This is a genomic window from Bradyrhizobium sp. 31Argb, assembly GCF_043638955.1.
In the GTDB taxonomy this organism is placed as follows: Bacteria; Pseudomonadota; Alphaproteobacteria; order Rhizobiales; family Xanthobacteraceae; genus Bradyrhizobium.
This window is the reverse complement of the sequence record NZ_JBEGDB010000401.1, coordinates 1-5469: the sequence shown is the minus strand read 5'-3', so window position 1 is coordinate 5469 and position 5469 is coordinate 1. Positions and strand designations below refer to the sequence as shown.

The 5469-nt window shown below is 59.8% G+C and carries 5 protein-coding genes and 3 pseudogenes; 3 read left to right on the top strand and 5 right to left on the bottom strand.

Annotated features, from left to right (window positions below; genetic code table 11):
* Both AAFX91_RS38535 and AAFX91_RS38530 read left to right on the top strand, forming a co-directional pair.
* Positions 1-251: pseudogene (locus tag AAFX91_RS38535) on the top strand (IS4 family transposase); the annotation flags it as partial.
* Positions 252-622: 371 nt separating this feature from the next.
* Positions 623-793, top strand: a complete 171-nt coding sequence (locus tag AAFX91_RS38530; protein ID WP_394569978.1) for a hypothetical protein — start codon at positions 623-625, stop codon at positions 791-793.
* 367 nt (positions 794-1160) lie between these two features.
* Here the strand turns inward: AAFX91_RS38530 and AAFX91_RS38525 are convergent.
* From AAFX91_RS38525 to AAFX91_RS38505, 5 genes and pseudogenes are all read right to left on the bottom strand, one after another.
* Positions 1161-1462: pseudogene (locus AAFX91_RS38525) on the bottom strand (helix-turn-helix transcriptional regulator).
* Positions 1463-1594: 132 nt separating this feature from the next.
* Positions 1595-1786 (bottom strand): hypothetical protein, encoded by a 192-nt coding sequence (locus tag AAFX91_RS38520; protein ID WP_394569976.1) that lies wholly within the window; start codon positions 1784-1786, stop codon positions 1595-1597.
* A 370-nt stretch (positions 1787-2156) separates the two neighbouring features.
* Positions 2157-3521, bottom strand: a pseudogene (groL, locus tag AAFX91_RS38515) (chaperonin GroEL); the annotation flags it as partial.
* A gap of 233 nt (positions 3522-3754) precedes the next feature.
* Positions 3755-4087, bottom strand: a complete 333-nt coding sequence (locus tag AAFX91_RS38510) for a hypothetical protein (protein ID WP_394569975.1) — start codon at positions 4085-4087, stop codon at positions 3755-3757.
* Between the two features lie 130 nt (positions 4088-4217).
* Positions 4218-4484 carry a TrbI/VirB10 family protein gene (locus AAFX91_RS38505; protein ID WP_394569979.1) on the bottom strand — a complete coding sequence of 89 codons (267 nt, stop codon included), beginning with the start codon at positions 4482-4484 and terminating at the stop codon, positions 4218-4220.
* A gap of 303 nt (positions 4485-4787) precedes the next feature.
* Here AAFX91_RS38505 and AAFX91_RS38500 point away from each other — a divergent pair, with 303 nt between their 5' ends.
* Entirely contained in the window at positions 4788-5054 is a 267-nt protein-coding gene (locus tag AAFX91_RS38500) for a hypothetical protein (RefSeq protein WP_394569974.1), read from the top strand.
* Positions 5055-5469 lie beyond the last annotated feature (415 nt).

Below are 5469 nucleotides of genomic sequence, written 5' to 3'. Positions count from 1 at the left end.
TGCTCAATCGTTCAGCGCCAAATGCCTCACCGGAATTTGCGCTGACCAAAGCTGAAATCCAATTGCTTGATCGGCTCATCAAAGACAAGAATCCGGTCAGCATACAACGAAAGACATTGTCGCATTACCTCGTCAAAATCGCCAGGCTCGGCGGCTATCTCGCCCGCGCCAACGATCCGCCACCAGGGAATCTGATCATGTGGCGCGGATCGTCGCGATTCATCGATATCGCAACGGGAGCGAAACTCTGACTCAAAAATGTGGGTAATCGTAAGGTTCGTCGATGATGTACCGCGTTAAAGTTCGTTCGGATCGTCAGTAGGGGGCGTGAGAACCACGGTAATCCAACAAGATCGCGAGATGGCATCCAGATCGATTTGTCTACTGGAAGGAGCCCCGATAGCGACGCTGCAAACTACCTAAAGTCGATCCTGCCAAGGCGTCTCGCAACGCCTCGCCCTCCACATTTCGCAAAATATTGACCAAACTACAACTACCACGGGTTTAGATCGTCACAGATTTTGCACGCATGCTTGTCGGCGGCCCAGTCTCGTTCCCGTATTCCTATGAGGGACTTCAAACGCGAGCAGGTCGCCTGGGCTGAGAAGGCGGAAAAGCTCTGATGAGCGAGTACAATGGCTTCCGCACCAGGGAAATCCACGCGATCGTTGCAATCGGCGATCACGCGGGGGGCGTTCAGGTCTGGTGCACGGCGGATGGTCCATTGCCGCTGACCACTCGGCCGCTCAAAAACACCACCGATATGGCGCAGATCATCGTGGTCGTCTCCTGACTTCGCGGCGCGTGCAGGCGTTATGGAATGATTGGTATCTTATGGTTTCGCTGTCGCTGTGGCGATTCGCATAATCCGCATTATGGAATATATTCCTATACTTTACGCCTGTCCTGACTTGCAGCCGCGACGTTAGACATCGGTTTCGGACAGCTTGGATGCGACTGCGAATATCGCCTGCCGGTCGGCCTTGACGACCGGCAGCCAGCGGCAGCTACTGTCTGTGGTAAACTTCAATAGCCAAGTCATATCACCGTCCAGTTAGCGCAGGCAAATCAAGGAACCTAGCCAAGCCCAGCGAGGCGCTATGCGGACCGCAGGACGTTGCAAGGCTCGCCCGACGAGGCGCAGGCGGGGCCGTTCGGCGTCAGATTTTTCCGTCGCGCAATAAACTTTTCCCGCGACGTCTATGCGTCGGCTTGCGACCTTTAGGTAAGGTCTTGGGAATCCGAGCGCCTTTGGGGGGCGAATAAAGAACTCGGACAAATGAGCACCGAGCGTTTCGGCGATGCGATCGAGAAGATCAATTGTCGGGTTTTCTGATAGCCGCTCAAGACTGCCCATGTAGGAGCGGTCAATCCCGGCCTTGTAAGCCAACTTCTCTTGCGAAATACCGCGGTCAACGCGGATTCGACGCACATTCCAGGCCACAAGCGCACGAGCTTTCATGCGCCAAAGCATGCCATTTGGCCATGCAATCAAACCACAGGTTATAACCCCACTATTAGTTCTTCGCGAAAGCAGCTTGCAGCTCGTAGCGCGCCTCGGCTCAGAAGCAGGCCAACGCTATTGAACGGAGTATCACGGCATGATCCTGTACTTCTTCGCCATCTTCTTTCGAGGCTGTGCGCCTTGCCAAAGTTGAGCGCCCTCATGATCCCAATGCGCGCCAACATTGGAGCCGCCCCGCTCCGCCACTAACATTGAGGCCTCAATAGCCGCCTGCCATTCGTCCCGCTTGGCGGCCTCAGCCGGAAGCAGCGTCGCGTACATTGCGGCATCTCGCAGAGCGACAAGGCCTTCACCTAGCTTTCCTGAATTGAGCTGACATCGATAACGCGGACGCCGTCGCGCTTGCCAAACTCGCCCAACCGTTCGTTCGATGTCGCATGGCGACTCCTGTCTCTTTTTTGCGCGGTGCATCTGCGAATGCGGCCGGGTGTGCGACGCAAAAGACGCACCTGATCAATGAGCAAAATCCCGCATCAGATCACCGGCATTTCAACTGACAATGGGGGTATGGATTTGGCTCCGTCATTCCGGAACGCGCATACCGCACGAGGGAAAATGAACACGGCGTCAAACAAAAACCCCCGGCATGCCGCCGGGGTTTCGCATTTTGTCGTTTACCAGGTGGCTGGACTTAGAAGTCCATGCCGCCGCCCGGAGGCATGGCGGGGCCGGCAACAGCCTTCTTCGGCAGCTCGGCGACCATGGCTTCCGTGGTGATCAGGAGCGCCGCCACCGAGGCGGCGTTCTGGACCGCGGTACGCACGACCTTGGTCGGATCGATGATGCCCTTGGAGACAAGATTGCCGTACTCGCCCGTTTGCGCATCGAAGCCGTAAGAGTACTGATCCTTCTCCAGGGCTTTGCCGACCACGACCGAGCCGTCTTCACCAGCGTTGATCGCGATCTGGCGGGCAGGCCAGGACAGCGCCTTGCGCACGATCTCGACGCCGGTCTTCTGGTCGTCGTTCTTGGTGCGCAGGCCCTTGAGCGCTTCGGTGGCACGGAGCAAGGCGACGCCGCCGCCCGGCAGGATGCCTTCCTCGACCGCGGCGCGGGTCGCATGCATCGCGTCATCAACGCGATCCTTGCGCTCCTTCACCTCGACCTCGGTCGCGCCGCCGACCCGGATCACCGCGACGCCGCCCGCGAGCTTGGCAAGACGCTCCTGGAGCTTCTCACGGTCGTAGTCCGAGGTGGTCTCCTCGATCTGCGCCTTGATCTGGGCCACCCGCGCCTCGATGTCGGCCTTCTTGCCGGCGCCGTTGACGATCGTGGTGTTCTCCTTGTCGATCATCACCTTCTTGGCGCGACCGAGCATGTTGAGCGTGACGTTCTCGAGCTTGATGCCGAGATCTTCCGAGATGGCCTGGCCGCCGGTCAGGATCGCGATGTCCTGCAGCATGGCCTTGCGGCGATCGCCGAAGCCCGGAGCCTTGACGGCCGCGACCTTCAGACCGCCGCGCAGGCGGTTCACGACGAGGGTCGCAAGAGCCTCGCCTTCGACGTCCTCGGCGACGATGATCAGCGGCTTGCCGGTCTGCACCACGGCCTCGAGCAGCGGCAGCAGTTCGTTCAGCGAGGAGAGCTTCTTCTCGTTGATGAGGATGTAGGCGTCGTCCATCTCAACGCGCATCTTGTCGGCGTTGGTGACGAAGTAGGGCGAGATGTAGCCGCGGTCGAACTGCATGCCCTCGACGACGTCGAGCTCGGTCTCGAGCGACTTGGCTTCCTCGACGGTGATGACACCCTCGTTGCCGACCTTCTTCATGGCGTCGGCGAGGAACTTTCCGATCTCGGCGTCACCGTTGGCCGAGATGGTGCCGACCTGGGCGATCTCCTCGTTCGAGGTGACCTTCTTGGAGTTCTTGACGAGGTCGGCGACCACGGCGTCGACGGCGAGGTCGATACCGCGCTTCAGATCCATCGGATTCATGCCGGCGGCAACCGCCTTGGCGCCTTCACGGACGATGGCAGCGGCGAGCACGGTCGCGGTGGTGGGCCGACTCCGGCACATTTCCCCCGGGGCGCGCGGCGGTGGCCACGCGGATCCGGCTTTTTGGCCTCCGTGTCGCCCTGCCCCGGCCGGGGCTATACGCCAGAGGCTGAAGGCGCGAGCAGGGATAGCACCTTCGTGTCGACTTGGGGGGGCGCAGGACGCTGGAGATGAGCAGGCTATGCGGGCGGCACCGCGGAAGATCTATACAATCGCCCGCGAGCACCAGCCCGCTCCTAGGTCGGCGAATAGCCCGGCACCGCGCATGCCGACTGAGTAGCTGCACTGTGAATGAAGCCCATGTTTAGATCGATCACCGCGTGATAGGAGTTGTGAGGCACAACTTCGTAGATGGTACGCGTGTTGCTATCGATGTACGTTCCGCTGTTGCCGGAATGTCTACACGTTACGACGACGTCTTTAACATCAATGGTGCTGTTGTTTCGAATGACAAAAGACGCCTTCATGATCGTGCCGAAGCCATCTTTCTCCCAAGTAACGCTATCAATCTTGAGCCGGGCCAAGATCTCCTTGTAACTTGCCGGCGCCGGTAGCGCGTCTGCTTTCACCGAAGCCTGCGCCCCGCGACCCGGCCGAAGCTCTCTGCAAAACTGTTGCGCGGCATCCGTCGGCGTTTGCTGATAACCGAAGGTGAACTTGCGGGCATCGACATGTCGATGCCGGCGCCAATCGCGGAAATCAGGATCGCGGAGCCGAATAAATGCAAATAATGATTGTCGACTTGATCATTGAATCCACCATAGCCTTCCCGTCCGTGCCCGCCATGCCTTCGATCTGCAACGTCGCGCCGTTCCGGAAGATGACGTCGGTCCAGACCACAAGGACGCGGCTTAGCCCGAATGAAATCTTGGAATCGTACCGTCCCAGGAGTTTAGCGCCCTGCGGGATCAGCAGCTGATGGCCCGTGGCGCTGTCGTAGACGTTTTGGCTGACCTGGGCGGTGATGCGACCGGGACGATCGGGCTGGAATGACGGAGCCCCGCTTCAATTCGTAGGCCGACGTCGACGCGACCACCTTGTTGGGAAGGTAACCGAGTTTCTTCAGGTCCGAGTTGAAGACATCCTCTTTCGCCGCGTGGCCGTTCGGATCGATGTTCTGCGTACTGAGGCCGGCGCGAAGCGCGCCGCATAAAGGTCGGACGTACCGCGTGCAGGACCGGGTGTCGTCGTCGTCTTCGATGGTGCTGCATTGCTCATGGGTGCGCTTGATGTTTGCAGCTTGCTGAGATTGATGGCGAGCGGTGAGTCATGAGCGGCATCGTTCGCCTGCACGCGGGCCATGCGCTCGCGCTGCTGCTTCCGCAAATATTGTTCATGTGCCTCCCGCTCGAGGCGCGCCCGCCACAGCGGTTCCGGCTCGAGGTGCGAGCCGGCCGACTCCGTCTGCGGTCGGCCGGGGAAGGATTGTTTGCCGGTGGGGTTTCGGGCTGCGCCGGCGTTGGCTGGAATGTCTGTGCTTCCGGCTGGTCGCCAATGATGCCATTGGAGACGCCCTTCTTCAGGTTGTCGGCGTAGGTCGATGCCGAATTGGATGAGGCGGTGCCGATGCAGGCCCAGCGGCGGAAGTACAGACCGGGCGAGGTCAGGCCGTAGAAGATGACGGCGAAGAAGACGATAATCAGCACGATGGCGAGGATGATCGGCAGCCGATTCAGGCGACGGATTCCTCCGCCTCCGGATTGCCGCCCAACTTCAGGGATTGCGCCATGATAGCCCTCCCCTGATTCTCGTTGGTTGTTGAGGAACGGCGCGGTAAACTCGATCGGCGCTCCTTGGTCGGCAGGTTCTAGCGCTCGTCGCCACAGAATTAGTTATTGCCACTTAGCGGCGACGCTTGCTTCACCTCTATAGCAACGTGAGCGTCACGAGAGGATCGCCGTGCCCGGCCTTGACTTGCGCGGAATGCTTTGGATTGCCCGATCGGGGTGAT

What these genes read in the sequence shown, in the direction of transcription:
- AAFX91_RS38530 (WP_394569978.1), top strand. Translation starts at nt 623, where the DNA reads ATGAGCGAGTACAATGGCTTCCGCACCAGGGAAATCCACGCGATCGTT.
- AAFX91_RS38520 (WP_394569976.1), bottom strand. Translation starts at nt 1,786, where the DNA reads ATGTACGCGACGCTGCTTCCGGCTGAGGCCGCCAAGCGGGACGAATGG.
- AAFX91_RS38500 (WP_394569974.1), top strand. Translation starts at nt 4,788, where the DNA reads ATGAGCGGCATCGTTCGCCTGCACGCGGGCCATGCGCTCGCGCTGCTG.